At 58.9% G+C, this 21,658-nt stretch carries 21 protein-coding genes; 5 read left to right on the top strand and 16 right to left on the bottom strand.

From position 1 onward, the window contains the following. Positions 1-81: 81 nt before the first annotated feature. The 6 genes from HMPREF2710_RS00735 to modA form a co-directional block, all read right to left on the bottom strand. A complete protein-coding gene (locus HMPREF2710_RS00735; protein WP_070599011.1) occupies positions 82-588 on the bottom strand; it encodes a molybdenum cofactor biosynthesis protein MoaE in 507 nt (168 codons plus the stop codon). Further along, a complete protein-coding gene (locus HMPREF2710_RS00730; protein ID WP_070541425.1) occupies positions 578-1,096 on the bottom strand; it encodes a MogA/MoaB family molybdenum cofactor biosynthesis protein in 519 nt (172 codons plus the stop codon). Before HMPREF2710_RS00730 ends, HMPREF2710_RS00735 begins: the two co-directional genes overlap by 11 nt. Positions 1,097-1,145: 49 nt before the next feature. After that, entirely contained in the window at positions 1,146-1,646 is a 501-nt protein-coding gene (moaC, locus tag HMPREF2710_RS00725) for a cyclic pyranopterin monophosphate synthase MoaC (protein WP_005508376.1), read from the bottom strand. Between the two features lie 108 nt (positions 1,647-1,754). Further along, positions 1,755-3,134, bottom strand: coding sequence for a molybdopterin molybdotransferase MoeA (locus HMPREF2710_RS00720; protein WP_044150194.1), 1,380 nt, complete (start codon positions 3,132-3,134; stop codon positions 1,755-1,757). A 124-nt stretch (positions 3,135-3,258) separates the two neighbouring features. Beyond that, positions 3,259-4,131: an ABC transporter permease gene (locus HMPREF2710_RS00715; RefSeq protein ID WP_012903025.1), complete on the bottom strand. Its 873-nt coding sequence runs from the start codon at positions 4,129-4,131 to the stop codon at positions 3,259-3,261. A 37-nt stretch (positions 4,132-4,168) separates the two neighbouring features. Further along, positions 4,169-4,978, bottom strand: coding sequence for a molybdate ABC transporter substrate-binding protein (gene modA / locus HMPREF2710_RS00710; protein WP_044150191.1), 810 nt, complete (start codon positions 4,976-4,978; stop codon positions 4,169-4,171). Positions 4,979-5,207: 229 nt separating this feature from the next. Between modA and moaA the strand changes: the two genes are divergently transcribed. The 5 genes from moaA (at position 5,208) to HMPREF2710_RS00685 (ending at position 10,124) form a co-directional block, all read left to right on the top strand. Then, positions 5,208-6,419: a GTP 3',8-cyclase MoaA gene (moaA, locus tag HMPREF2710_RS00705; RefSeq protein WP_012903023.1), complete on the top strand. Its 1,212-nt coding sequence runs from the start codon at positions 5,208-5,210 to the stop codon at positions 6,417-6,419. 104 nt (positions 6,420-6,523) lie between these two features. Then, positions 6,524-6,790 (top strand): MoaD/ThiS family protein, encoded by a 267-nt coding sequence (locus HMPREF2710_RS00700; protein WP_049338071.1) that lies wholly within the window; start codon positions 6,524-6,526, stop codon positions 6,788-6,790. After that, a complete protein-coding gene (locus HMPREF2710_RS00695; protein ID WP_049338070.1) occupies positions 6,790-7,494 on the top strand; it encodes a molybdenum cofactor guanylyltransferase in 705 nt (234 codons plus the stop codon). Before HMPREF2710_RS00700 ends, HMPREF2710_RS00695 begins: the two co-directional genes overlap by 1 nt. Before the next feature lie 141 nt (positions 7,495-7,635). Then, positions 7,636-8,949: a molybdopterin molybdotransferase MoeA gene (locus tag HMPREF2710_RS00690; RefSeq protein WP_070506949.1), complete on the top strand. Its 1,314-nt coding sequence runs from the start codon at positions 7,636-7,638 to the stop codon at positions 8,947-8,949. Between the two features lie 98 nt (positions 8,950-9,047). Then, entirely contained in the window at positions 9,048-10,124 is a 1,077-nt protein-coding gene (locus HMPREF2710_RS00685; RefSeq protein WP_070506951.1) for a LacI family DNA-binding transcriptional regulator, read from the top strand. Positions 10,125-10,240: 116 nt separating this feature from the next. Here HMPREF2710_RS00685 and HMPREF2710_RS00680 read toward each other — a convergent pair whose 3' ends face one another. From HMPREF2710_RS00680 to nusG, 10 genes are all read right to left on the bottom strand, one after another. Then, positions 10,241-10,894: a GNAT family N-acetyltransferase gene (locus HMPREF2710_RS00680; RefSeq protein ID WP_070541418.1), complete on the bottom strand. Its 654-nt coding sequence runs from the start codon at positions 10,892-10,894 to the stop codon at positions 10,241-10,243. 274 nt (positions 10,895-11,168) lie between these two features. Then, positions 11,169-13,166 carry a PTS sucrose transporter subunit IIABC gene (locus HMPREF2710_RS00675; protein ID WP_049349209.1) on the bottom strand — a complete coding sequence of 666 codons (1,998 nt, stop codon included), beginning with the start codon at positions 13,164-13,166 and terminating at the stop codon, positions 11,169-11,171. Positions 13,167-13,408: 242 nt separating this feature from the next. Then, positions 13,409-14,950: a glycoside hydrolase family 32 protein gene (locus HMPREF2710_RS00670; RefSeq protein ID WP_049363153.1), complete on the bottom strand. Its 1,542-nt coding sequence runs from the start codon at positions 14,948-14,950 to the stop codon at positions 13,409-13,411. Between the two features lie 323 nt (positions 14,951-15,273). After that, positions 15,274-15,648, bottom strand: a complete 375-nt coding sequence (gene rplL, locus HMPREF2710_RS00665) for a 50S ribosomal protein L7/L12 (protein ID WP_005504884.1) — start codon at positions 15,646-15,648, stop codon at positions 15,274-15,276. Positions 15,649-15,803: 155 nt separating this feature from the next. After that, positions 15,804-16,334: a 50S ribosomal protein L10 gene (gene rplJ, locus HMPREF2710_RS00660; RefSeq protein ID WP_044150180.1), complete on the bottom strand. Its 531-nt coding sequence runs from the start codon at positions 16,332-16,334 to the stop codon at positions 15,804-15,806. 398 nt (positions 16,335-16,732) lie between these two features. After that, positions 16,733-17,887: an ABC transporter ATP-binding protein gene (locus HMPREF2710_RS00655; protein WP_070599009.1), complete on the bottom strand. Its 1,155-nt coding sequence runs from the start codon at positions 17,885-17,887 to the stop codon at positions 16,733-16,735. A 195-nt stretch (positions 17,888-18,082) separates the two neighbouring features. Continuing rightward, positions 18,083-19,072: an SLAC1 family transporter gene (locus tag HMPREF2710_RS00650; RefSeq protein ID WP_070541406.1), complete on the bottom strand. Its 990-nt coding sequence runs from the start codon at positions 19,070-19,072 to the stop codon at positions 18,083-18,085. 216 nt (positions 19,073-19,288) lie between these two features. Next, positions 19,289-19,984: a 50S ribosomal protein L1 gene (rplA, locus tag HMPREF2710_RS00645; protein WP_005504876.1), complete on the bottom strand. Its 696-nt coding sequence runs from the start codon at positions 19,982-19,984 to the stop codon at positions 19,289-19,291. Positions 19,985-20,121: 137 nt separating this feature from the next. After that, positions 20,122-20,550 carry a 50S ribosomal protein L11 gene (gene rplK / locus HMPREF2710_RS00640; protein ID WP_005504870.1) on the bottom strand — a complete coding sequence of 143 codons (429 nt, stop codon included), beginning with the start codon at positions 20,548-20,550 and terminating at the stop codon, positions 20,122-20,124. Positions 20,551-20,817: 267 nt separating this feature from the next. Beyond that, on the bottom strand, positions 20,818-21,564 hold the full coding sequence (nusG, locus tag HMPREF2710_RS00635; RefSeq protein WP_049338063.1) for a transcription termination/antitermination protein NusG: 747 nt from the start codon (positions 21,562-21,564) through the stop codon (positions 20,818-20,820). Between the last annotated feature and the right edge of the window lie 94 nt (positions 21,565-21,658).

The raw sequence follows: 21,658 nt of genomic DNA, 5'->3' as shown, positions 1-21,658 counted from the left end.
TTAGGGGTCCAAGCTTCAAGGAGAATAAGCCTGCCCGAGAGAAATCCCCCTGACAGGCTTATATTCAGAATATTCAGAAGGCTAGACGGACGAAGTATCCACGCCAACCCACTCGATGCTTCCATCGAGCAGTTCCTGTTCCTTCCAAATCGGCACGCGAGCCTTCACCCGGTCAGCCACCAGCTCGCAAGCATCAAACGCACGGCCACGGTGAGCAGCCGCAGCCATCACGGTCAGAGCCGACTCGCCAATAGCAATCGGACCCACACGGTGCACGGCCCACAGACGCACGCCATCCAGCTCGGCGGCAACCTCAGCAGCAACCTCCGCAATATACTCTCGAGCCTGCGGATGCGCGCTATAAGACAGCCCGCGCACCGCGCTACCGTGATCATGGTTGCGCACAATGCCGTCAAAAATTACCAGGGCACCCATGGCGTCAGTCATGACCTCAGCCTTAGCCGCCGCGTACAGCGGTTCCAGGGGCGCCTCCGTAATATCGGTGAACACCACGGTCGAGCCGCTCGGCTCAGCACCGTGGGCACCCGAGTGGTCCAGGGATTCTTCCTTCTGCGGCTTAGTGGTCATGGTAGTCCTCCATCTGACGGCAAATGTGCTCAACAAGCGGGTCTAGGGTCGCCACGCCGTCCTTCACGCCACCGCGCGAACCGGGCAGGGTCATCACGAAGGTACGGTCAATCACGCCCGCCACGCCGCGTGAAAGCACAGCCGCGGGAACGTTCTTCAGACCGTTCATCCAGAAGGCATGCATAACGCCGGGAACTTCCTTATCCAGGTGGGGGCGAACCGCCTCCACGGTCTGGTCGTCAGAGTTCAGGCCGGTACCGCCGCTGGTCAGGATGAACGTCGGCAGGTTACCGTTCTTCTTGCCCTCGGCCACCAAGGTGTTGAAGTACTCGACAATCTCACGGTCTTCAATGACCACGGCATCCGGGGTGTCAAAGCCGCGCGAGCGCAACCACTCCACGGCGATGGGGCCGGACTTATCCTCGTACACGCCGCGGGCTGCGCGGGTGGAGGCGACAATAACCAGGCCGGTGAGGTTCTCGGGCATGGTGTAGTCTTCGCTACTCATTGGCTTTCCTTTTCTGTATCTATCAGGTGACGGGGTGTGCCGCCGTAGCTTAGGAGTCCTCGCGGACGGACCAGTCGCCGGACTTGCCACCACTCTTCTCCAGAACACGGATATCGGTAATGACGGCGTACTTATCGACTGCCTTGATCATGTCGAAAACGGTCAGTGCCGCCGAGGAGACGGCGGTGAGCGCCTCCATCTCTACGCCGGTGACGCCGCGGGTCTTCACGGACGCCTCAATACGCACGAAGTCGGTACCGCGCTCAAAGTCCACCGTGATCTTGCCCAGGGGCAGCGGGTGGCAGAGAGGAATGATTTCCGGGGTGCGCTTAGCACCCATAATGCCGGCAACACGTGCAACCGGAAGCGCGTCGCCCTTGGGCAGGTCTGCATCAAAAATCATGGCGATGACGTCTTCGCGGGTGCGCACGGTTGCCTCCGCCAGGGCGGTGCGGGTGGTGACCGACTTCTCCGTAACGTCCACCATGTGTGCTGAGCCGTCGGCGCGCACGTGGGTCAGTTCCTGGTTGGGCTGCGAGGTAGAGGTCATCGTTTCTCCTGGCTTCAGCGCGGTATTCTTCTGCCGCGAATCGTTACTTAGTATGAGTCTCAATTATTCCTTGTCGTTCACGCAAGGAACAACGCGGGTGTGTTTCGCTTAGTTATCGGTGAGGCGAATGCGGTGGTAGGGTACCGCTTCTCCCCCGGTGTAGGTGGTTCCGGGCGCCAGCTCGATGAGCACATCCGCCTGGGCGGCGCGGTGCAGCAGGTGCGAGCCTGAGAGGACGTCCGGGTAGAGCTCCACCCGGTAGGTTCCGGGTTCCACCTCGACCATGGCGAGGGTGCCGCGCAGGAACTGGCGTTTGGCCGCCGGTGCGGTGAGCGGGGTTTCGGTGACGAGCACGCCTCGCGGTGCGTTATTCAAGGTCGCTTGTTCGGAGGCGACCGCGTAGGGCACACCGTAGGGACCGCCAGCACGCAGGTAGGGGCGCAGAATCAGCGCGTACGAGATGAGCGTGCTCACTGGGTTTCCGGGGAAGGAGATCATGGGCACGCGGTGGCCCTTGAAGTCGAGCAGGTTCACGCCCTGGGGGCCGCCGGGCTGCTGGCTGACGTGGCCAAACCAGGAGACGGGCACCAGAATATCGGCTTCGTGTGCCTTGGCGATGGCGTTACGGACCACCTCGTATTTGCCGTGGCTAATACCACCCGAGGTGATGATGATGTCCGGTTTGAAGCTCTCGTACTCTGCTACGAGGCGGTGCACCAGCTCTACCGGGTCGTCACCGATAGCGATGCGGCGCACCTCCGCTCCGTCTTCGCGGAGCATGGCGGTGAGCATGGGTCCGTTGGCGTCAAAAATCTGGCCCTGGCCAAGTTCCTGAGTGGTGGCGCTTCCATCTTCTTCAACGCCGGAGAGGATCTCGTCGCCGCCGGTGCACACGAGCACGCGAGGACCAGCCGCAACGGTCAGGCGTGCGTAGCCCTGGGATGCGAGCGCACCAAGCATGGCGGGGGTGATGCGTTCACCGGCGCGTGCGAGGACCTGGCCGGTGACGACGTCTTCGCCGCGGCGGCGCACGAATTGTCCGGGCTTGCCGGGGGCGAGTTTGACCTTTTCGCTGGGGCGGCCGAAGGACTCGGGTAGGTCGGGATATTCGATGCGTTCAGACTGTTCGACGGGGATGACGGCGTCGTAGCCCTTAGGCATGGGCGCGCCGGTCATGATGGGGTAGGTCAGGTCGTCAGAGGAGCGGGAACGTTGGAGGGGGCGGCCAGCGGGGATTTCGCGTCCGACGGTGAAGATGCGGTCTTCGCGTTCTGCGGCTTCGGCGGTGAGGGCGTAGCCGTCCATTTGGGAGTTGTCGAAGCTGGGTACGTCCATGCGTGCGGTGACGTCTTGGGCGAGGATGCGTCCTGCCGCGTGGTAGAGGGGAACCGTTTCTGCGGTGCCGATGAAGACTTCGCGCAGCAGTAGCGCCAGGTAGGCGCGGTATTCCTCGGTGCTGGGGGTTCCGTTGAATTCGGGGGCAATCATGGCGGTTCCAATCGTGCGGCGGCGGTTATGACTAGTGTAGGTGTGTTTTTGTGGGCTGGTAAATGCAGTTTCGCCTAAGGACCGGTATGCTCCCGGTGGTGTGCGGGGCAAGCGACGGGGTGGTTTATCGGGTGCTTTCGCGTAGTTTTTTCAGAGCGCGGATCAGGCCGAGGACCCCGAAGATTCCTAGGTAGAGGCTGATGAGAATCAGGGCGCTTCCGAGGGCGCTGGGGATGTCGCTGCTGTTGATGGCCAGGTCGATGGCGAGGGGTATGGTTTGGGTTTTGCCTTGCACGTTGCCGGCGAAGGTGACGGTTGCGCCGTATTCGCCGAGGGCACGGGCGAAGGAGAGCAGGAAAGCGGTGGCAAGGCCGGGCGCAGCGAGGGGTAGCAGCACTTTGAAAGTAATTTCTGCGGGTTTAGCGCCTTCGACGAGGGCAATTTCTTCGTATTCGCGGGGAATAGCCTGCAGGGTGGTGACCGCAGTGGCAACGAAGAAGGGTAGGGCGACGAATACCTGGGCGATAATCACCGCGTTGGGGGTGAATGGAATAGAGATTCCCGACTGGTAGAGGTAGGTGCCAATCATGCCTTTGCGTCCCCAGAAGAAGAGTAGCCCGAGGCCGGAGACAACCGGAGAGAGAATCACCGGGGTGTAGATGATGGCGTAGAGGACCGACCCAAACCGGTGTAGCCGCGAGCGATTGAGCACTTTGGAGAGCACAAGCGCCAGGGGCGCGCCGAGAAGCCCGCAGATGAGGGTGGATGCGGCGGCGGTGCTGAGGGAGAGGTTCGCCGCCCCGAGCACCTGCGGGGTGAAGATACTGCCGAGCTGGCTCCAGGGGATGTTGAGGAAGAGCCCGAGGAGCGGTCCGGCAATGAGGAAAATACCCAGCGACGCCGGAACCAGGAAGAGCACGGGCACGGAGGCGAAGAGTCTGCTTCCGGGTGTGCTTGAGGTTCCGGCGTTGCGGCGGGTAGCGGTAGTGTCTGTCATGGGTGGTGAGACGTGGGTTGTTCCCTACTGTGTTGAATTACTGTGCGGTGTTGAAGCCGTACTCGGTGAGGATCTTCTTCGCCTCGTCGGAGTTCTTCAACCATTCGTTGAACTTCTTCGCGGTTTCGGAGGAGGAGCCGGTCTTGCTCAGCGCTGCGGGGTATTCGTTGCGTTCCACGTCGGTCAGTTCGACGGAGCCGAGGTTGACGCCCTTCTTCTTGGCTGCGGCGAGGTCGGTGGTGTAGATGAAGCCTGCATCGGCGTTACCGGTGGTGACCTTGGTTGCTACGTCGGTGACCTTGCTTTCGGTGGTTGCGTTCTTGAGGGTGATGTCGTGCTTCTTCAGTTCCTGGTGGGCGATGGTGCCGCAGGGGACGTCTTCTTTGCAGACTGCGACGACGCCGTCGGTGGTCTTGAGGTCGTCGAGGCTGTTGATCTTGCCGGGGTTGCCTTCAGCGGTGACGAGCACGAGCTTATTGGTGACCAGAACGTTGGTTTCGGAGCCGGAGAACTGGTCGAGTTTCTTTGCCTTGTCCATGTTCTTGGTGTCTGCGGTGATGAGCAGGTCGGGGGTTGCGCCCTGCTCAATCTGGTTGACGAGCTTTGCGGAGCCTTCGTAGACGAAGGTGACGTCCACGCCGGGGTTGGCGGCTTCGTATGCCTTTTCGAGGTCTGCGCCGGCGTTGTTCAGGGAGGCTGCGGCGAAGACTTCGACCTTGCCGGAGGCAGCCTGACTGCTTGCCGCAGACGAGGAGGAAGATGAGGAGGAGCTCTGGGGGGCGCCGCATCCGGTGAGAGCGAGGGTTGCGGCGGCGAGCGCGCTGAGGGCTGCGAGGGGGGTCTTCATGAAATTTGTTTCCTTGATGGTTTCGTACTCTTGCGGTGGTGAGGTGCGTCCATGTGTGGGCTCTGTATGACGTTTTGTGTACTTCCCTAGCTTGTACACGTTGTTTTCCTCGTGGTGGTCTGCGGTGGCGCAGTTGTAACTTACCCTTCACACACTATGTAAGGGGCGCCGGAACATGGAATAATCATATTGTCACCTGAAATATGCAAATTTTCCACATAGGTTTTACATGGCGTACACGGCAAATTCGACCTCTTCTGAGCTCATTGCGGGCCCAACGTTAAGCACCTTATCTTCTGCGGAGGGTAACGGGGCTGCTTTTGTGACACCCCAAAAATCTGAGAATGGCGTAAATGTACAGCGTAAGCTCCCGAATATTACGAATAGCGGTCCGCTCTTGGACCGTTGGGGTCGTGTGGCGACTGATCTTCGTATCTCGCTGACCGATAAATGTAATCTTCGTTGCATTTATTGCATGCCGGCGGATGGTTTACAGTGGCTCCCGAAGGAGAATCTGCTCTCCGCCGAGGAGATTGCGCGCCTTGCCGATATTGCGATTACTGAGCTGGGCGTTGAGGAGATCCGCTTTACCGGTGGCGAGCCGCTGGTGCGCGCCGATTTGGTGGATATTATTTCCCGCATCCACCAGGCGCATCCGGATGTTCCGCTTGCTATTACGACGAACGGTATTGGTTTGGAGAAGCGTGCCGCCGCGCTGGCGGAGGCTGGTCTGACCCGCATCAATGTTTCTCTGGATACGATTTGCCGTGAGACCTTTGCCGAGCTGACCCGCCGCGATAAGCTCGACGCCGTGCTCAAGGGCATCGATGGTGCAGCGGAGGCTGGCCTGTGGCCGATCAAGATTAATGCTGTGCTGATGCCGGGTCTGAATGATGATCAGGCTCCGGAGCTTCTGCGTTGGGCGTTGGCGGGCGGCTATCAGCTGCGTTTCATTGAGCAGATGCCGCTGGATGCTGATAACCGTTGGACCCGTGAGGGCACGATTACCGCCGCTGAGATTCGCGAGAAACTGTCGGCTGAGTATGTTCTGGGTTCGGTGGCGGAGGCGCGCGGCGACTCCCCCGCTCAGCTGTGGGAGGTGTACCCGCTCGGTACTGCCCTGGATGAGGCGGGCTTCCCTGCTGACGGTACCGAGTCGCTGGGCCGTGTGGGTATTATCGCCTCGGTCACGGAGTCGTTCTGCAATGCATGCACCCGCACCCGCCTGACGGCGGACGGTAAGATTCGTTCCTGCTTGTTCTCCGACACCGAGACTGATTTGATGCAGCTTCTGCGTTCCGGTGCTGACGATAAGCAGCTGGCTCTGCGCTGGCGTGAGGGCATGTGGTTTAAGCCGCGCGCCCACGGTAAGGAAGACGCTGACTTCGATATTGAGGAGTTCGCTAAGGCGAGCCGCTCGATGAGCGCTATTGGTGGCTAGGAAAGCCGCTGATTCATCAGCCGAAGGTGCGCGGATAAGGCTTTTTATTGGCATCTTGCGCCCGTGATTTTCGGCTGTCCCCTGACTTAGGATTGAGGAGCATTATGCAGGTTCATTTTTTCGCTGCCGCACGTTCTGCGGCGGGTACCACGCAGCTGTCGGTACCTTTGGCTGAGTTACCGTCGGCAACTCTTGGCGCGCTCGTTGAGCATCTGGGTCAGAGCTTGGAGGGTACGACCCCGTCGGGTCTGACTCTTGCGCAGGTGATGGAGCAGTGCTCGTTCCTGGTCAACGGCGCCCGCTCGGATGCGCAGGCACCTCTGCAGGATGCCGACCGTGTGGACGTTCTGCCTCCCTTTGCGGGTGGATAATGCGGGCGGATAAAATGCCCGGTTCTGTACTTCCCGCTGGGGGCGATTTTTCGTGCGCCGCGGTCGTTGTTGCCGGAGGTGCTTCTCGCCGCCTGAACCACGTGCCGAAGGCGTCCCTGTCTGATGGTACGAATACTCTGCTGGATTGTGCTCTGGAGGCGGTGGCCGCCGCATCCCCGCGCGTGGTGGTGGGTCCTGAGAGCCTACCCTTGCCGTCGGGGGTGTTGCGTACTCGTGAGGATCCGCCGTTTTCGGGTCCTGCCGCGGCGATTCATGCCGGTTTGGAGTGCATTGCGGCCGATTGCGAGCGCTCGCAGATTCCTGTGCCCGACTGGTGCCTGATTTTGGGTGTGGATACTCCGCGTATTGCCCCGGCGGTTCAACAGCTGATTACTGCGGCGCAAAGTGCTGAGCGCACGGCGGGCTTCTCCCCTACTGATTCGGAATCATTTGAGGGTGCTGAATCATCTGCAGGTTTCTGGGGTGTTTCTGAGGGTATCTATCAGCCGCTGGTGGGTATTTACCGTTTTGAGGCAATTCGTTCGGTCTTTTCGGCCGGCACCACCAACGCTTCTGTTCGTTCTTTTTTGCGCCGTTTGAACCCGGTGGCGGTTCAGATGTCTGCCGCTGATACCGCCGATGTTGATACGTGGGAGCAGGCGCAGGCGCTGGGTTATACGACTTCGCTTTGGTCAAGCTATTAGTAGCTGAGCTACCGCAGTGTGATATTAGGGCCTGACTACGAGTACCCTAGGTGATAAGTCTTGGCTTTAGATGCCGTGTACATGTAGCGTTTTTGAGCTCGCGCGCTGTTGCGCGTCCCGCACACACTTTTACGAGGTACGATGTCTCACCATATTCCTTCTGTTTCGTGGCAGCAGGCCCGCCAGATTTTGCATGAGCAGGGCCTGGAGATTGCACACCATGTGAAGACGGAGTCTTTGCCGCTGCTGGCGACAATTGACCACTATTTGGCGGATGATGTTTATTCGGTGATGCCGGTGCCCCACTACAGCTCTTCCGCGATGGACGGTTACGCTGTGGCGGGTGTGCCTCCGTGGCGTCTGGTGACTCCGGCGTATCCGGAGGATTCTCGCGCTAATATTCACCGTCTGACGGTGCCGATTGCTCCGGGTGAGGCGACCCCGATTTTGACGGGTGGTTTGCTCCCTGAGGGCGCTGAAGCGATTGTGCGCGAGGAGCATTCGCGCCTGTATGAGGGTGCGGAGGCTTCGTCTCGCCCTGGTGTAGCTGCTCATTTGGAGACTCAGTCCAGTATTCATTACCTGGATATGGCGGAGGGTTTTGAGCCTCCGGCGCCGGGTGCTGATATTCGCCATGCTGGTGTTGAGCTAGAGCGTGGCGAGCTGTTGGCACGCCACGGCGACCGTATCTCTGCGCGTATGGCGGCGTTCTTGGGCACGAATGGTTTTGATGAGTTGCCGGTGTACGCCCCGATTCCGGTACGTTGCGCGTTTACGGGTAATGAGGTCATTACCTTTGGTGTGCCTGCGCCTGGTCAGGTGCGTGATGCGTTTGGCGGCTTTATGGAGCATGCGATTATTTCTGCTGGCTGCGAGGCGCGCCCTTCGATTCGTTTGGCGGATGTTGAGTCTGAGTTCCGCACGTTCTTGTCCACGTCGACGGCTCGTGTGCTGGTGTTTACGGGCGGGTCGAGCACCTCGGGTGTTGATTTGGTGCGTAAGGTGCTCAACGACATGGGCGCAACCTATTTGTTTGAGTCGGTGGATGTGCGTCCGGGGCATCCGGCATTGGCTGCGCGTTTGCCGGTTCCGGAGACGGGCCCGAATTCTGGTCGTGAGCGTTTTGTGTTGGGTCTGCCGGGTAATCCTTTGGCAGCGTACACGGCTTTGTATTCGTATTTGCCGCCGCTTTTGGCTGGTATGAGGGATATGCCCCTACCGGAGCTGGATTCGGCTGTTTTGGGTGAGCCGGTTGATACTTTGCGTAAGCCGGCGGGGGTTCGTCTGTTGCCGGTGTCGGTGCGTGATGGTGTAGCGTATCCTCTACCGAAGTCGGCGTCGCATATGTTGTCGTCGTTGGCAGCGGCTACTCATTGTGCGGTGTTGGATGATTCTTCGGTTCGGGGTTCTGCCCATGAGGTGGGAGCTCGGGTTCCGATTATTCCGGTGCTGTAGTAAGGCGCTATTTTCCGGCGTTGAAATGTTTATGCGGTATGCGGTCGGGGTATAGTAGAGAGATATGTCAATCGTTTAGCATACCGAAGGGAGCCCCCGTGGCTAAGCCCAAACTCAGCGACGTTGCAGCCCTGGCGGGAGTCTCCCCCACCACGGTCTCCCGCGTGCTCAACAACCGCGGCTACCTGAGCGAAAGCACCCGCACCAAGGTCCACGAGGCAATGCGGGAACTCGGCTACCGCCCCAACGCCATCGCCCGCAGCCTGCAGGGCCAGCGCTCGCAGATGGTGGGCCTCATCTTCCCCACGGTCGCAAACCCCTTCTACGGGGAGATGGTGTACCGCCTCGAAAGTTACCTTGCCGAAGCAGGCTACCGGGTCATTCTCTGCAATAGCGATGACCACCCCGAACAAGAGAAGCGCTACCTGGAGATGCTTTTCTCCAATCAGGTGGACGGCATCATCAGCGGCGCCCACTCTGACGCGCTGGTCAATATTCCGCACGCCCAGGCTCCCCTGGTGACCGTGGACCGCCTCGAAAGCGGCTTTTACCCGAATGTCCGCTCCGATAATTACGGAGGCGCCCGCGCCGCCACGGAGCATCTGATTGCCACGGGTGCGCAGAATATTGTGCACGTGACGTCGACCCTGGGTAAGCACAATGAGCGTCAGCGCGGATACCGTGAGGCAATGCTCGAAGCCGGACTCATGCCGGAGTTCCTGGAGCTGGGCTTCCACCCCTCCCTGGGCATTAAGCGTGAGGTGCTCTACCGCCACCTCGACGAACGCGCCGATAGCCCGGAGCCGGTGGATGCGGTCTTCGCCTCCAACGATAATTACGCCGCGTTGGCGCTGGGCTGGGCGCGCGCACGCGCTATTCGTGTTCCGGAGGATTTCCAGGTGATTGGTTACGATGGCACGCAGAGCGTTCAGCTGCTCATGCCGGAGTTGGCGACCGTGGTTCAGCCGATTGAGGGCATGGCAGAGCGTACCGCGCAGCGTCTGCTGGAGCTCATTGAGCTACAGCAGGAGGATTCCTCAGAGAAGACCACTCCCCCAATTACCCAGCCCGAGGATGTACTCCCGGTTGAGCTCCATCTGGGGGCTACGGTGCGTTCTATCCCGAATCTGGATCAGATTCAGCCTGACACCTCCGCCCCGGACGAGCTCCAATAGACGAGCTCCAATAAGAAGCTCCTCTTCTGACGATAAAAATCCGCCCCACCGTGCGAGTGCTCACGGTGGGGCGGATTTTGCATATACATTTATCGGTTTTGTGCGCGTCCGGAAGTTTAGGAGGTGCGCTGCACAATCTCGGTGGGACCGGTGCCGGGGTAGACCATACCAACGGCGTGTGCCTTGGAGAAGATTCCGTGGAGCGGGCCGAGGGAGAAGAATCCGCGGCGCTCATAGAGACGGGCACTATCGTAGGTCGATGCTTCGAGGTAGGCGGGGTAGTCGCCGATGCGTTCGGTACCGTAATCGAGTAGCTGCGAGCCGATGCCGCGGCCTCGGTACTCTTCGAGGACACCAATGTTGAAGAGGTACCAGTGCTTGTACGCGGGGCGGTACTTGAGCAGGTGTAGCTCCATCAGGACTGCCCTCAGCAGGGTCTTGCAACCGAGTGCCTTGTAGTAGGCGCCAATCTGCTTGAGCTCGTTAGCGAAGGAACCCTCATGGGATTCAGGGGTGTTCCAGAGACAAACACCCACAATCTTGCCGGTAGAGTCGTCAATAGCAATGTCGATACGGCCGCGACCCTGGAAGTTGCCGTAGACCTGAAGGGTCATAATGGCGCGGAGCCTGGCGAGTTCCTGTCGGCGGCTACCGCCTGCAATGACTGCCATCATGGCAGGGTCACCGTCAAACGCGGCAATCAGGACTTCGAGCGCTTCGGCATATTCATGAGGCTCGGCGGTGCGGACAGTATAGGAAGCTAAGGTCATATTCACCCTTTACAAAAGCTTGAAAGTATACATAAATATTAGCTGGATTATTCACTCCTGGCTAATAAATTCTGCCTTATCAAGACATTTTTCATAGCCATGCATCGAATGTGTGCCAGCTTATATTGCACCAATATGCATAAATTTTACGAATATTTATTCATGTTATTTTTGCATTACTTTGCAGGAAAAAATGTACACCCCGCACCAACTCTAGGAAGAGGGGTACGGGGTGTACATCACGTTGAGGTTATCTACTCATTAAGAGTGCAGACTATGCGTTAGCCTTTGCCTTCAGTGCAACCTTCAGCAGCGAATCTGCGCTGGTCACCGATGCGCCCGAAGCCTGAACATCTTCAACCGAAGCAGCCGCCTTCTTGGCGTTGGTAATCACCATGGGGGTTGCCAGCGGGTAGCCAGCAGCCTTGATGGCGGGGATATCGAACTCAGCGATGACGTCGCCGCGCTTGACGGTGTCACCCTTAGCAACCTTGGGCTCGAAGTGCTTGCCGTCGAGCTCAACGGTGTCCATGCCGATGTGCATCAGCAGATCCAGGCCGTCCTCGGTGCGCAGACCGTATGCGTGGCCGGTGGGGAATGCAACGGTGATCTTGCCGTCAGCCGGTGCGTAGAGCTTACCTTCGGTGGGCTCCACTGCGGTGCCTGCACCCAGTGCGCCGGAGGAGAAGGTGGGATCCTTGACGTCAGCCAGCAGAACCACGGAACCGACCATGTGGGAACCGATTTCGACGCTCTCGCCAGCCTCAGATGCTACAGCGGCGGCGGGAGCTGCGGCAGCAGCTACGGTGGCAACGGGAGCGGCAGCAGCGGGTGCAGCGGGTGCCTCAGTGTTGCCAGCCTCAACCTTCTTACCCCAGATAAAGGAGGCAACGAAAGCGATAACGGTGGTCAGGATGAGGCAGCCGAAGAAGCCAGCCCAGCCCGCGCCGGTAGTGGGGCTAATGGAGGGGAAGCCGATGTAACCAGCGGCGCCCAGAGCAATTGCCTTCACATTCAGGATGGAAGCGACCATTGCACCGATACCTGCGGAAACAATAGCAATGTAGAAGGGCCAGCGCAGAGCCAGGTTCACACCGAACATTGCGGGCTCGGTAATGCCGAGGAATGCCGAGGGTGCAGATGCCGAAGCAATACCCTTAATCTTCTTGTTCTTGGTGGTCAGCGCAACACCGGCTGCAGCAGCACCCTGCGCCACGTTAGACATCGACGCGACAACAAAGATGAAGGAACCACCGGTAGCCCACAGGCTCATCTCGATGGGCGGGAATGCCTGGTGCATACCGGTCATCACGATGAATGCGTAGAAGGTACCGAAGACCAGACCGCCGAGCGGGCCGGCAACGGTGTAGAGCCAGTTCACGCCCTCGCCCAACCAGGTACCCAGCTGGAACATCGGGGGACCGACCAGAATAAAGGTCAGGAAGCCGGTGATGAGGATGGTCAGAGTGGGGGTGAAGATGAAGTCGATGGTGCCCTTGAGGACCTTGTGGAAGAACTTCTCGATATTCGCCAGGATGAAGGCGACCAGCATAATGGGCAGCACGGTACCCTGGTAACCCGCTTGCTGGACCTGCAGACCGAAGAGGTTCCAGTACTTCATCGGGTCGGTGCCTTCAGCACCCGCCAGGGATGCTGCGACACTGTAGCCGTTCATTAGGGCCGGGGAAACCATCGCGGCACCCATGGTCAGACCGAGGTAGGGGTTACCACCGAAGACCTTAGTAGCGGAGAAGCCGACCAGCACGGGCAGGAAGGCGAAGGGAGCTGCGGAGAGCAGGTTGATGATGTCTGCAAAGTCAGCCCACTCGGGGTGCATTGCGATGAAGCTCTCGGGACCAAAGATACCCTTGGAGGTCAGCACGCTGTTGATTGCCATCAGCATACCGCCACCGACCAGAACCGGAATCAGCGGGACGAAGATATCAGCAATGGTCTTAATGAAGCGGGAAACGATGTTGCCCTGCTTGGAGGCGATTTCCTTGAGATCATCCTTAGATGCTTCGGGTGCGCCAGCGGCGATAAGGTGCTTGTGTACCTCGTTAACGTCGCCGGGGCCGACGATAATCTGGAACTGGCCAGCATTGAGGAAGCTGCCCTTAAGATCCTCGTCGTTGTCGATTGCTGCCTGGTCGACCTTGTCCTGGTTCTTCAGGACGAGGCGAAGGCGGGTTGCGCAGTGTGCGGCTGCAACGATGTTGCCGGCGCCACCGACGTCCTTCAGCACGCGCTGTGCCACTGACTTGTGGTCCACGCTCGCTCTCCTTTGTTTGGAGCACCACCGTATGATGCTTTGTAAATGGGGTGGGGTGACATGTCTGTGTGTGCATGTCATGTATATGTCATACGTTTGACATATCAGATGTAAAACATGGTATCACGGGAAAGTTCTTAAAAGCGAGGGCCCACTCTCCACACGGAGAGTGAGCTCTCAAACATATTCAGAAATTACCGGAAACTACCCGCATAGGCGGCTCCCAACGCCTAGAAAATGGCTTAGAGGCGGCCATACTCCAGGGACAGCACCTCGCCACCGGTCAGGCGGACGCGGCGCTTATCGCCCTTGAAGAAGGTGCGAGCGGTCATAACCTCAGCGCCCATGGAGGCAACCAGCTTGCCACCCACGTACAGTTCGGTAGCCGAACCGTCCACAAGCAGGTCAAACTCGCGAATCTTCGAACGCTTCAGGGTTCGACGGCGCAGGCTGCCACCCTCGGTGTAGCGGGTACCGCCACGGTCCATCTGCACAAAGTCCTTATCCAGAACGATGCTCAGTGCCACGCCGTGAGTGTCCTTGATCTTCAGCTTCACGCACTCGTCAGAGACGTTCACGCGGCCGCGCAGACGGAAGGTCAGGGCATTCTTCAGCTCGACGAGCTTACCCTTCTCCTCCTCGCGGTACAGCGGGGTCATCTCCATCGCGTCGTTCAGCTGAGGAACCGGGCGCTGGAACAGCTTGCCGTTGCGCAGGTGCAGTTCGCGCGGGTAGGTGAACATGTGCACCCAGCGGTGGCTCCACGAGGGCAGGTCGTCCTGGTCTGCATTGCCCAGCCAAGCAATCATTACCGGGGCGTCACCGCTCACGGTGTGCGGTGCCTCCGGATCGGCGGTCAGGCCGGTACCGGAGATGGTCTGCGGTGCGTAGAACTCGAAACCTGCATCCAGCTCGGTGAAGGGGGTCTCCACGGTGAACTTGAGGGTCTTGTTATCCAGCGAACCAACAATGTAGCCGCTCTGGAAAATGTTGTTGTACTTCTCGCCGAGGGGATGCATGCCCTGCGGGCTGAAAATCAGCACGTCACGAATCTCGCCGGTCAGCTCATCACGCATGCTCAGCAGGGAGGGGCACTCATACATGTAGGTGCCCTTGAGGCTCTTATCCTTGATGTCCAGCTCGCCGCGGAAGGCCCACTCGCGGCGGTCAGCGGAGGTGTACACGACCACGGCGCCGGTCTTGTCTTCACGCTGAGCACCAATAACCATCCACCACTCGCCGTTACGCTCAAAGACGTGCGGGTCGCGGTAGTGCGCGGTGTAGCCCTTCTCAGGGCCGGAAATCAGCGGGGGCAGCTGACGGGTCGGCTTCGCGTCCTCACCCGCAGTTGCGAGAATCTGGTAGGTTTCACGGTTGCCCTTCTCGTCCTTCACGTTACCGGTGTAGAAGAACTCAAAACCGCCGGGAACCTTAATACCGGAGCCGGAGTAGCAGCCGTGCGAGTCGTAGCGGCTATCGGGCACCAGGGCGGTACCCTCATCGGTCCAGTGGGTCAGGTCCTCACTGACCGCATGACGCCAGTAGACCATACGCTCCGGGTGCAGGGGCGAGTACTGGTAGAAGGCGTGATAACGCTTACCATCGAAGACCAGGCCGTTCGGGTCATTCAGGCGGCCCACGGGAGGCGCCAGGTGCAGAGCAGGGTAGTCGCGGTCTTCACGAACACCGGCACCGAAAGCGTCCAGGACCTGCTGTGCTTCAGCCGCCAAGTCGCGGGCGGGTCGCTCGGTTGCGCTCTTCTTCTTTTTCTTCTGCTCGCTCATGTCTATCCGCTTTCGTGCAAAGGAATGTCTGGGTTGTCTCATCCCATCATACGGCACCTCTGCCCCGTTGCCGGGCTCTAGGAGAGAGGCACCACAGTGCTCTCAGCCTCTCTCATCCGGGGCACAGTGCGGTCACAGCGACTTCTGCGGGTGAGCGCGGTCAGATAGGACAGCACCACCGTTTGCTACAGGAGAAAAGAGCGGATGCGGCAAAGCCCCGAACCTCCCCAGTCTTCATACCGGGCGGGTTCGGGGCCGTTAAATGCCGCGAGGCGGCACATCCGATGGATGCACCGCCCGCGTAAGAATCGAGAAGAAGTCGATTACTTGAGGGTGATGGTTGCGCCAGCAGCCTCGAGCTGCTCCTTAGCCTTCTCAGCGTCTTCCTTGGAAACGCCCTCGAGCAGAGCCTTGGGAGCGCTGTCAACCAGGTCCTTTGCTTCCTTCAGGCCGAGGGAGGTCAGGGCACGAACTTCCTTGATCACTGCGATCTTCTTGTCGCCAGCGGACTCCAGGATAACGTCGAACTCGGACTTCTCTTCAGCAGCCTCGCCTGCTGCGCCGCCTGCTACAACAGCAACGGGAGCTGCTGCGGTGACGTCGAACTCTTCCTCGAATGCCTTAACGAACTCGGAAACCTCAACCAGGGACAGTTCCTTGAATGCTGCAATGAGTTCTTCGATGGACAGCTTAGCCATTGTTTGGCTCCTTCACTATCTGGTGCGGGCTGACGCCCGCGGTGTAAATCTTCAGTACCTACCCGAAAGGGTCGGTCAAATTTAGGGTGCGTTATACGCTGTTTGCGTTCACGCTGCTGAGTATCTCAGCGCTGGTGCAGTAGCACGAAAGGGGCTTATGCCTCTTCCGAAGCCTCCTCGGCTGCAGCGGGAGCTGCGCCTTCCTGCTCCTCCAGCTTGACGCGCAGTGCGTCCACAACCTGTGCGATGCGTGCGATGGTAGCCTTTGCACCACCTGCAACCTTGGACAGCAGAACCTCGCGGGATTCCAGGTCAGCGTAGCGCTTGACGTCGTCCTCGGAAAGAGCGGCACCTTCGTAGTAACCGTTCTTCACAATCAGCTGGGGGTTAGCCTTGGCAAAGTCACGCAGGCCCTTAGCAGCATCGATCAGGTCGCCCTTGATGAATGCCAGTGCGGAGGGACCCTGGAGGTGGCCTTCGAATGCGTCGATGCCAGCTTCCTTAGCTGCGATAGCAGCCAGCGTGTTCTTCACCACGGCGTATTCGGTCTCTGCACCGAGTGCGCGGCGCAGCTCCTTGAGCTGTGCAACAGTGAGACCGCGGTATTCGGTCAGGATGACTGCGTTCGAAGCTTCGAAGAGTTCCTTCAGCTCGGATACTGCAGCGATCTTTTCCTGAGTCGCCATGGTAGTTCCTTCTTCCGATTCTTGTAAGGTCGCCGGTAGAGCCTCGAAGCATTTATTGCAAGCAATAAAAAATGCCCCGACGCGTAGGCGTACGAGGCACGATAGGCGGCACCTAAATCAGGGCAACGACTATTCACTTCGAGTTACCTACGCGGGCGGCGATTTCTAGTGAAATCTGCTCTTATCAGAACTCTGTTCTTCGTCTCCACCGAGGTGGCGATAAAGGACATAGTTCTAGACCGGCGGTCTTTGGTTCATTCATCATCTCAGGTTAAAGCCCGAGTCGCAAGTTAAAAACGTGATTAAGTGGGATTAATCACTTAAAGACCCCTTTTAAGCCAAATAACCGCTCTTTCTCCCGCCTAAAAGGCCCGATTGAAAGGCCCAGAAACCGTGTTCTAGAGGTAAAAGCGCTTTCCACCTGAGAACAAGAAGCAACGCTCCGCTGCCACACCCAGGTGCACCCGCTCTCCCACACTCAGGAAAGTACTGTTCGGGGAGGTTCCGCTCAAGGTAGCACCCTGCGCATCGGGAATAAAGAACTCAAGTTCCTGACCCGCACGCACACGGGCATACATTTGGGCGCTCAGCTCAGTTTCCGTCTGAGCCCGCGGGGATTTCAAAGGTAAGGAAACCGCCTCCAGCAGACGCCCGCGGTACAGCATGCCACCGACTAGGTGACGGCACCCGAGCACCTGCACCGGCAGAGCATGAGCAGCGTCTGCCGCCACGGGGCACAAAGCGGTCGCACGAATCGCCAACTCGCACCCGGCAGGAAGCGACTCCGAATCCTCAAGATTCAAAAGGTTCAGTGCGGGCGCCGCCAAAAGCTTCGCCACCTGCAGAGTATGCGGATGCGCCAGCAACCGCTCCGGAGTGTCCACCTGCACCAGGTAGCCAGCATCCATCACCGCCACACGCTGCCCCAGCATGAGCGCCTCATTCTGATCATGGGTCACGTACAGGCCCGTAAAACCGTAACGCTCATGCAGGCGCACAATATCGGCGCGGATACTCGCGCTCATCTGCTCATCCACACTCGCCAGCGGCTCATCAAAAAGAACCACCGGGGCACGACGAATCAAAGCACGCGCAATACCCACACGCTGAGCCTGACCACCCGACAGTTGCGAAGGCTTACGGGACTCCAGCCCCTCAAGCTTCAAAGCCTCCAGCAGCTCACGGTAGTAGTCCATATCAACCCGGCCGGCGAACGCACCCAGCCGGGTCGGAAACATAATATTGTCCTTCACGCTCAGGTGCGGGTACAGAATAGGGCGCTGAAAAACCACACCCACCGAGCCGCGTTCCAGAGGCTGACCGGCATAGGTCACCCGACCCGCGCTCGGCTCCTCCAAACCGGCAATAATGCGCAGCAGAGTGGACTTACCTGTACCCGAAGAACCAACCAGAGAAATCAGCTCGCCGGGGTGCACATCCAGGTCAATCTCGTTCAGAACCGTCGTATCGGTGCCAAAGGTCTTAGCGACACCTCGAATACGTAGGCCTTCAAAAGGCTCCGCCGCAGCAGAAGAATAGGATGCAGAAGTCATTCCCCCATTATCGCCGAAACTCGCTCCCGGCACGGGCACAGAAGATAAGCGCCGTCATAAACAACCGCCTCAGCCTCCACGCCGGCTGCCTGAAGAAAAACCAAACAAAAAAGCCCACACAAGAAAGTCTAGGCACGGCAAAGCCCCGGATCACATCCGGGGCTCACACCATATGCCTAAAGCAGCGAAAGGCCTCTAGCGCCGCCCCACCAACAAACGACCCTGCGACGCCACATACGCCACACCGCCCCACAGGAAGACCAAGAAACCAGTACCAATCGCCATCAGCACAATACCCAGCGGGTTCAGCACGCCCGCGGCGCTCAAATGCACGCCGCTAGAAACCATTGCACCCATACCGAAGGAGAAACCCCACAGGCTCATGGAGAAGCCGCCCTCCATAATCCAGGGCAGCAGACGCATCAAAAAGAGCAGCTGCAAAATACCGTAACCGGTCATGATGAGGAAGAACCAGTCCACCGTGCCGCCATTAGCTGCCAGGTACGCGTTGCCTCCCACAAACGGCGGAGCCAACTGCACACCCATCAGACCGCGCTCACCAATGTTCATCGGAGCCAGGTTACGCAGACGGTTCAAGATCGCAGACTCCATGCTGAACCACGAAATCAGGCCCGCGCCGAAGAAAAGCATCGCCGCGTCCTTCCATCCCATCATGCCCATCGCGGTTGCCGTCGCAAAGTTCGTCGCAACCGTCGGCAGGTATAGTACCGGGGTGGTCGCCTCCGCCACGTGGGTACCGCGCCACATACCCGCAATGCGGTGGGAGGCAAAGTACAGCTGCCCCAGACCGCCAAGAATCGCCAAAGCGTAACCCAGGTAGGACAGGTACGGGAAAACCGTCGCACCCATCTGCGCGGTCGTCGCCGGGATTAGCGAAAAGAAGCAGCACCGCACCGGATGCGCCCACTGCTCCCGCAGCCACGGGCGGAAATTCAACACCGCAACAACCATGGCGGCAATCAGAATCAGCCACACCACAGCGGCGAAAGCAAGAATCGCCTCACCCAGCCAAGCGGGAACCATACCCGCGGAGGCGGCGGCACGCCATGCCGCGCCCAGGGCACCGGTACCCAGTGCCATCGCAAAGTAGCTGACGGGAATCGGGAAGGGACGAGTGGCAGCCTGCGCTGAGGGAGTAGAAGAAGCCGGTAAAGGCTGAGTCATGAATAGATCCTTAAGGTCTGCTTGAGCCCGCACATCAGGCAGGCGGAACTAGGATGATAAGAACGAAGTGTGTGCTGTTTATTCTAACGAGCTCGCCGCAGATATATTCCAGAACATACAGGTAGAGCGGCAGGAGAGCAGGCATAAAAATCGCCCCCGACGCCTAAACGTCGGGGGCGACTACTAGCTAAATGCTAGAAGCTACAGGTGCATACCTTAGGCAGCAACGGCAGCGGGATCAACGGGGATGCCGGGGCCGAAGGTGGTAGCAACGGTTGCCTTGGAGATGTAACGGCCCTTAGCCGAAGAGGGCTTCAGGCGGTTAACCTCTTCCAGAGCTGCCTGGAAGTTCTCCTCCAGCTGCTCAGCGGTGAAGGAAGCCTTACCGATGATGAAGTGCAGGTTGGAGTTACGGTCAACGCGGAAGTCGATCTTACCGCCCTTGATGTCTGCAACAGCCTTTGCGACATCCATGGTCACGGTACCGGTCTTGGGGTTCGGCATCAGGTTACGGGGACCCAGGATCTTACCCAGGCGGCCGACCTTGCCCATCATGTCGGGGGTTGCAACCGCTGCGTCGAAGTCGGTCCAGCCGCCAGCGATCTTTGCGATCAGCTCGTCGGAACCAACGTAGTCAGCGCCAGCTGCCTCAGCCTCAGCAGCCTTGGGGCCTGCTGCGATAACGACCACGCGAGCGGTCTTACCGGTGCCGTGGGGCAGGTTCACGGTACCGCGAACCATCTGGTCTGCCTTACGGGGGTCAACGGACAGACGCATTGCAACCTCAACGGTTGCGTCGGTCTTGGTGGAAGAGGTTTCCTTCGCCAGGGCAACTGCCTCAGCGGGGGTGTAGAGCTTACCCTCTTCAATCTTGGCTACAGCTGCCTTGTACGCCTTGCTGCGCTTTGCCATCTGCTTTTCTCCTTATGCAGTTGTGGTCTCGTGAGCCGCGCTCGGCTCTGCCACATCCCGTCTATACGACGGGCATTTACAAGTTCTGTGTAGAAAAATCTACGGTGCCGATTACTCGGCTATTCGGCGAACCGAAATTACTCGACGGTGATACCCATGGAACGAGCGGTACCTGCGATGATCTTGGATGCAGCATCCAGGTCGTTTGCGTTCAGGTCGGGCATCTTGGTCTCAGCGATCTCGCGCACCTGAGCCTCGGTCAGCGAACCAACCTTGGTGGTGTGAGGAACAGCGGAGCCCTTAGCAACGCCAGCAGCCTTCTTGATCAGCTGGGAAGCCGGAGGAGTCTTGGTGATGAAGGTGAAGGAGCGATCCTCGTAGACGGTAATCTCAACGGGGATGATGTTACCGCGCTGCGACTCAGTTGCAGCGTTGTATGCCTTGCAGAACTCCATGATGTTCACACCGTGCGAGCCCAGTGCGGGGCCGACGGGGGGAGCCGGGTTAGCGGCGCCTGCCTGGATCTGCAGCTTGATGAGGCCAGTGACCTTCTTCTTGGGAGCCAATGTAGGGTCCTTTTCTTAGCTGGGAACCGACGCACAGGAGCGTACGCCGGCAAGACGGTGACCGTGGCGCGGTCACCCGTGCATCCACATGAAAGCGTGACATGCGCATACACAAACCAACATTCTAGCGTTAATCAGCGACTTAATCCAGCCCCAGCTAACAGAAAGATTAAACCTCGTCTGCACAACTAATGCCGCTTACAAAGCCGACACAAAATATGAGCCCCGCACCAACAGTGCGAGGCTCATATTCACACGCTAGAAGCGTTAAATCTTTTCGATCTCGGTGAAGCTCAAGGTCACCGGGGTGTCGCGACCGAAGACGGAAATCATCACGACAATCTGCTGGGACTCGCCCTTGATCTCCGAAACGGTAGCATCCATGCCCTCGAAAGCACCGGACTTCACGCGGACGTTCTCGCCCACAGTGTAGTCGGACTCGATAACGGGCTTGGAAACGGGCAGGCCCTGGCTCTGCTGCTGCTCTTCGAAGACCGGCAGGAGCATGTCGAAGACCTCGTCCATGCGCAGCGGGACCGGGTTGTACGCATCCTGACCCACGAAGCCAGTCACACCGGGGGTGTGGCGGACAACGCCCCACGAGTGGTCGGTCAGTTCCATACGAACCAGAACGTAACCGGGAACACGCACGCGGCGGATGGTCTTCTTCACGGTGTTCTTGAACTCAACCACGGTCTCCATGGGAACCTGAACCTCGAAGATCTCATCTTCAGCTTCCAGGTTCTGGATACGGGTCTCGATACCGGTCTTCACCTTGTTCTCGTAACCGGAGTAGGTGTGCACCACGTACCAGTCGCCCATCTGACGGCGCAGCTTGGACTTGAATTCTTCCAGAGCGTCGACTTCCTCAGCAGCCTCAGCAGCTGCTTCAGCCACCTCGACAGCCTCGGTAGCTTCCTCAGCCTGCTGCTCAATAGCCGCAGACTCCTCAGTAGCCTCAGCAGCGGCTACCTCGACCTCTTCAATCTCGGATACCAGTTCCTGCTCGGACACGTCGCTCCTACTTTCTATCGTTAATCATCTAGAGGGGACTTCCACTCACCAATGCGCTGAGGGAAATCACTGATGGGGCACCCAGAATAAGGAT

It is taken from the genome of Rothia sp. HMSC069D01, from assembly GCF_001810135.1.
Lineage (GTDB): Bacteria > Actinomycetota > Actinomycetes > Actinomycetales > Micrococcaceae > Rothia.
Note: the sequence above shows the minus strand (reverse complement) of the source record. Positions and strands in the feature narration are given on the sequence as shown.

Excerpts from the sequence above, each read along its gene's own strand:
- HMPREF2710_RS00655 (WP_070599009.1), bottom strand. The coding sequence starts at position 17,887 with ATGACTTCTGCATCCTATTCTTCTGCTGCGGCGGAGCCTTTTGAAGGC.
- HMPREF2710_RS00735 (WP_070599011.1), bottom strand. The coding sequence starts at position 588 with ATGACCACTAAGCCGCAGAAGGAAGAATCCCTGGACCACTCGGGTGCC.
- HMPREF2710_RS00700 (WP_049338071.1), top strand. The coding sequence starts at position 6,524 with ATGCAGGTTCATTTTTTCGCTGCCGCACGTTCTGCGGCGGGTACCACG.
- moaC (WP_005508376.1), bottom strand. The coding sequence starts at position 1,646 with ATGACCTCTACCTCGCAGCCCAACCAGGAACTGACCCACGTGCGCGCC.
- HMPREF2710_RS00715 (WP_012903025.1), bottom strand. The coding sequence starts at position 4,131 with ATGACAGACACTACCGCTACCCGCCGCAACGCCGGAACCTCAAGCACA.
- rplL (WP_005504884.1), bottom strand. The coding sequence starts at position 15,648 with ATGGCTAAGCTGTCCATCGAAGAACTCATTGCAGCATTCAAGGAACTG.
- HMPREF2710_RS00670 (WP_049363153.1), bottom strand. The coding sequence starts at position 14,950 with ATGAGCGAGCAGAAGAAAAAGAAGAAGAGCGCAACCGAGCGACCCGCC.
- rplJ (WP_044150180.1), bottom strand. The coding sequence starts at position 16,334 with ATGGCGACTCAGGAAAAGATCGCTGCAGTATCCGAGCTGAAGGAACTC.
- HMPREF2710_RS00690 (WP_070506949.1), top strand. The coding sequence starts at position 7,636 with ATGTCTCACCATATTCCTTCTGTTTCGTGGCAGCAGGCCCGCCAGATT.
- rplA (WP_005504876.1), bottom strand. The coding sequence starts at position 19,984 with ATGGCAAAGCGCAGCAAGGCGTACAAGGCAGCTGTAGCCAAGATTGAA.
- moaA (WP_012903023.1), top strand. The coding sequence starts at position 5,208 with ATGGCGTACACGGCAAATTCGACCTCTTCTGAGCTCATTGCGGGCCCA.
- HMPREF2710_RS00680 (WP_070541418.1), bottom strand. The coding sequence starts at position 10,894 with ATGACCTTAGCTTCCTATACTGTCCGCACCGCCGAGCCTCATGAATAT.
- modA (WP_044150191.1), bottom strand. The coding sequence starts at position 4,978 with ATGAAGACCCCCCTCGCAGCCCTCAGCGCGCTCGCCGCCGCAACCCTC.
- HMPREF2710_RS00720 (WP_044150194.1), bottom strand. The coding sequence starts at position 3,134 with ATGATTGCCCCCGAATTCAACGGAACCCCCAGCACCGAGGAATACCGC.
- HMPREF2710_RS00695 (WP_049338070.1), top strand. The coding sequence starts at position 6,790 with ATGCGGGCGGATAAAATGCCCGGTTCTGTACTTCCCGCTGGGGGCGAT.
- HMPREF2710_RS00730 (WP_070541425.1), bottom strand. The coding sequence starts at position 1,096 with ATGAGTAGCGAAGACTACACCATGCCCGAGAACCTCACCGGCCTGGTT.
- HMPREF2710_RS00650 (WP_070541406.1), bottom strand. The coding sequence starts at position 19,072 with ATGACTCAGCCTTTACCGGCTTCTTCTACTCCCTCAGCGCAGGCTGCC.